Genomic DNA, 4429 nt, shown 5'->3' on the forward strand with positions numbered 1-4429 from the left:
ACCTACCAAGTGGAGGTGCTGCCGACCGGCGAGCACGACCTGATCGTCGTGGGCGGCGCCACCACCATCCAGACCGGCGCCAAGGTGGCCGTGCTGGCCGGCGGTCCGGCCTCGCAGTACGCCCGGCTGACCCAGTACGGCATCCTGACCTCGGCGGGCGGCATCACGGGCCGGTTCTCCAGCCTCACCAGCGATATGGCCTTCCTGACACCCAGTCTGACCTACACGGCCAATGCCGTGCGCCTGAACCTGCTGCGCAACGACATCCGCTTCGCCAGCTTCGCCACGACCCCGAACCAGGCCCACGTGGCCGCTGCCGCCGAAGCCCTGGGCCTGGGAGCGCCGGTCTACGACGCTCTGGTCACTCAGAACGCGGCGGGTTCGGTCCAGGCCTACGACGCCCTGGACGGCCAGATCTACGCCGACGCCTCCACCGTCCTCGCGGGYGAGGCGGGACACCTGCGCGAGGCGATCCAGGCGCGCAGCTCGGCCCCGGAGGAAGTCGTCGGCGGCTGGGGCGACGTCCTGGCGGGCTGGAGCCATGTAGACGCCGGCGCGGGCGCGGCCGGCCTGAAGGTCAGCGGCTCGGGCCTGGTGGTCGGCGGCGACAAGGTGCTGGGCGAGACCCGCCTGGGCCTGGCCGCCGCCTATGGCGAAGGCCAAGCCAGGGTCTCGGCGCGGAGCAGCCGCGCCGAGAGCACCGGCGGTCAGGTGGCGGCCTATGCCGCCACCGTCTTCGGACCTCTGCGCGCCAATCTGGGCGTGGCCTATGCCTGGTCGTCGGTCGACGCCGAGCGGGTGGTGTCGTTCCCAGGCGCCCAGGACCGGCTCAAGGGCAAGTACGACGCCACGGTCGGGCAGGTCTTCGGCCAGGTGTCAGCGTCGGTGCCGTTGGGCGCGACCTTGGTCGAGCCGTTCGTGGCCGCCAGCTACCTGCAGGTGAAGAGCGACGACTTCAGCGAAACCGGCGGCGTCACGGCCCTGAAGGTGGACGGCGTGGCGCGCGAGCTGGGCGTCATCGACGTCGGGGTCAAGGTGAAGGGCGAGCTGGGCCTCGGCTCCGCCGTGGTCCTGCGACCGCGCGTCGCCATCGCCTGGCGCATGACCACGGGCGATCTGGCGGGTGAAAGCTCCAACGCCTTCGCGGGCGGGACGACCCGCTTCGTGGTCAGCGGCGCCAAGTACGACGCCGGCGCCCTGGCCGTTCAGCTGGGCGTCGACTTGGTGTCGGGCGATCGCGCCTGGTTCGGGGTCGCCTACGAAGGGACCTACGGCGACCGCTACGAAGCCCAGGCCGTTCGCGCTGGCGGCGCCTGGCGCTTCTAGGGGCGCGCTCTGGGGGGAGCGCTTCCCAAGGGGACGGTCGAGGGCGCCTGGCGCGTCCTCGACCGGTCTTCGCTCAAGACCCGTCCGACCTGGCTCATCAGCCTATCCGGGCTGCGTGTTGAGCAAGCCCTCGACCACATCGCGCGGCCGGCTCAACGCCAGCAGGCGTCCTCCGTCCTCCACCAGCTGAAACTGCGCGTCGACAAGGATGGCGCGCCAATAGGCGATGACCTCTTGCGGCTCGTGCAGCGTGTCGTGAGCGGCCACCATGACCAGCCAGTTGGACGTGCCGCCGATCGGCGGCTGCCCGCGCGCTCGGCGAGCGAAATCGACCTGTTCGTTTACATAGCCGGCGTGGCGACCGGTAGCGAAGGTGCGCACGGCTCGGAAATAATCCTGCACGATCTCGGGGTCGCGCGCGGCCGCCTCATCGGGCGGGCTGCCCTGCATCCACCGTTCCAACATGCGCGACACCCTGGCGTGGGTGAGCTGACGTCCGACGAGACCGGCCCAGACGCGGATCATCGCCGGGTTTCGGCGATAGGCTTCCTTCAAGACGCCGAAGGGACCGATCCTGCGGCCGCTGGCCTCGGACGGCGGATCTGGGTTGACCAGAACCACGCGCCCCAGCCGGTCGGCCGCGATCTCGTGAAGCGCGACCACGAATTGGGCTCCGCCGCGCGCGACGACGTCGATGGTCTCCAGCTTTAGAGCATCCAGCACGAGAACGGCGTCGTCGGCGGCGGCGGCGTATGGGTCGTGCAGTCCTGGGCGTAGACCTTCGATTTCGTCGGTGAGACCAAACCCAGGCCGATCGATGGAGATCGGCCTGAAGCCCGCGCCCTGGAGCGCTCGTCGCAGTCCTCTCGCCACGACCCTGGAGGTCATGCTGCTGTGGACGACGAGCACGGGACGACCGGACGCCGGTCCGTAGTCGCTGACTGCGATGCGGCCGCCCCCAGGCCGGTGGATGATCCGCAGCGGTTCCGCGCCCGCTTCGATCAGGCCGATGTCGCCGCCGGTGGATCGCGTCATCCAGCTTAGGGCGTTCGCCTCGGCGACCTTGCGCGCCAGGGCGGCCGCGCTGCCCACCTGCAGCAGGCCATAGACCTCGTTCAGCTCCCGCTTCACGACCGCCTCGCCGAGATCCAAGGCCGCCGCCGTCTCGCCGCGCGTCAGGCCGTCGGCGATCAGGACCGCGATCGCCGCCTGCCTGGTCGACAACCCCCATGCGTCTCCAAGAACATCGGTCCCGTCGGCCTCGGGAAGCACCCCGAACGCCAGCGACACCAGCCGGCGGACCAAGGCGGGCAAGCGCGGCGCCCGTACTCGCGCCATGGCGTCCGCCAAGGCCTCACGAGCGGTGTGATACGAAATGTCCAGCCGCTGGGCGGCCGTCCTGACACCGCCGGTGCGGATCGCTTCCAGAGCGACCCGTGTCTGCAGGCCCGTCAGGCCGAAGGCCTCGCAGGCCGCCTCCAGAGGTCTTTGAAACCGGTGTGAAGGACTGGCGAGGACGACGATCTGGTTGGGCGACGCCGCGGCCGCGTCACGAACGGTGCGCGGCAGAATCCAACCGTCGGCGCGGGAGGCCAAGGCGTAGGCGCAGAGCGCCATTTCGGGATTCCCGCCGTTGACGAGTTCGACGATCGCGGACCCCGTGTCCGCTCCATCGGCGACCCGGTTCAGCAGCGCCTCGTCCAGAACCAGTTCAGGATGCAAGGCCGAGAAGGCGGCGCTCGCTGCGAGGACACGTCCTTTTCGATCCACTAGCGCCGCGGCCAGGCTCTCTTCGTGGAACAGGGCCTTGGGATCCCCCGCGGCGAGACTTGCGCCGACCGCCAGGAGGGTTTCGCTGATGTCCGGCTCAACGCTCGGCGACGCCATACGATCGGCGTCAGGCCCAAAGTCCATTCCAAATCATCTCCAAATCACCGCTCAGACATGCCTCGGCTGACGCGCTTGGGCAATTGCGACGAAAGCGCGCCCTGGAGAAAAGGCGGCTGACGTCTGGAGGCGGGGCGCGGGCGGATGTTCGCACCCGACTCATAACGGACCTTGGGAAGGTCCCCCTTGGGGCGCCAGCCACCGCTGTTCGCGCGGACGCTCTCGGCTTCACACCGCGTCGCGCCTCCTGGGTCTACCGGAGTGACTGTGTTGTCAGACCAGGGCAGGCTTCGCCAAGCAGGCCCGGAGGCTTGGCATGATCGAAATCGAACGGAAGTTCCTCGTCGCCAACGACCTGTGGCGTGCGACGGCTCAGGCTGGGACGCCGTTCCGCCAGGGCTATCTGGCTCGCACGCGGTTCGCGACAATTCGCATCCGCTGCTCGCGTGACTACGCCTCGTTGACCGTGAAAAGCCGGCGGCGCGGCCTCGAGCGCGACGAAATAAGCTACCCTATCTCCCTCATCGAGGCGGGCGACATGCTGGCCCGCTTCTGCGGCGGGCGCGTGCTGGAGAAGGTGCGCCACGAGATCGACCACCAGGGCCAAGTCTGGATCATCGACGTCTATCACGGGCCAGCCGAGGGGCTCGTCATTGCCGAGATCGAGCTTGATCGTTCTGACGTGGTCTTCGAATTTCCGCCGTGGTTGGGCGTCGAGGTCAGCCACGATCCGCGCTACCGCAACTCGGCGATCGCTCTATGGAAGACCTCCGGCGGCGAGCCGCGCCAGACGCGGTCTTTCGCCCCTCCGCAGCCTACAGCGTCGGAGGCCTCGCCCGCGACGTGACGAACAGTGCGCTCAGGACCTGAGCGTCTTCGATCAATAGCGCGCCGTCACCATACGGCGCCCTTCAAGGATGCTCTGGTCGTCGTACCTGTGTTTGGCTGAGCGCTTTGGCAACTCGATCTTGGGGCGCTCRATGCGCTCGTAGGGCACGAGCGACAGGATGTGGGCGATGCCGTTCAAACGGGCGCGTTTCTTGTCGTCGGAGCGCAGGATGCACCAAGGCGACTCCTCGCGGTCGGTGGCCGCCAGCATCTGGTCGCGGGCCCGGGAGTAGTCGTACCAACGCGAATACGACTCGACGTCCATCGGGCTCAGCTTCCATTGGCGGAGGGGGTCGTTGACCCGGGCATGGAAGCGTTTGTCCTGCTC

The 4429-nt window shown here is 68.6% G+C and carries 4 protein-coding genes; 2 read left to right on the forward strand and 2 right to left on the reverse strand.

Going from position 1 to position 4429, the window contains the following annotated elements; all coding sequences use genetic code 11:
- A partial coding sequence (locus tag AC1DZ6_RS19835; protein WP_477098859.1) for an autotransporter outer membrane beta-barrel domain-containing protein occupies window positions 1-1326 on the forward strand: 1326 nt, incomplete at its 5' end.
- Window positions 1327-1428: 102 nt separating this feature from the next.
- Here the strand turns inward: AC1DZ6_RS19835 and AC1DZ6_RS19840 are convergent.
- Window positions 1429-3213 (reverse strand): alpha/beta fold hydrolase, encoded by a 1785-nt coding sequence (locus tag AC1DZ6_RS19840; protein WP_477098860.1) that lies wholly within the window; start codon window positions 3211-3213, stop codon window positions 1429-1431.
- A gap of 316 nt (window positions 3214-3529) precedes the next feature.
- Here AC1DZ6_RS19840 and AC1DZ6_RS19845 point away from each other — a divergent pair, with 316 nt between their 5' ends.
- Window positions 3530-4060: a CYTH domain-containing protein gene (locus AC1DZ6_RS19845; protein WP_477098861.1), complete on the forward strand. Its 531-nt coding sequence runs from the start codon at window positions 3530-3532 to the stop codon at window positions 4058-4060.
- 33 nt (window positions 4061-4093) lie between these two features.
- Here the strand turns inward: AC1DZ6_RS19845 and AC1DZ6_RS19850 are convergent.
- Window positions 4094-4429, reverse strand: a 336-nt coding sequence (locus tag AC1DZ6_RS19850) for a polyphosphate kinase 2 family protein (RefSeq protein WP_477098862.1), incomplete at its 5' end; no start/stop codon positions are given.

This window comes from Caulobacter sp. P1_B12_2 (genome assembly GCF_056406675.1).

Bases quoted from the DNA above. Each gene is read 5' to 3' on its own strand.
- AC1DZ6_RS19840 (WP_477098860.1), bottom strand. From the start codon at position 3,213: ATGGCGTCGCCGAGCGTTGAGCCGGACATCAGCGAAACCCTCCTGGCG.
- AC1DZ6_RS19845 (WP_477098861.1), top strand. From the start codon at position 3,530: ATGATCGAAATCGAACGGAAGTTCCTCGTCGCCAACGACCTGTGGCGT.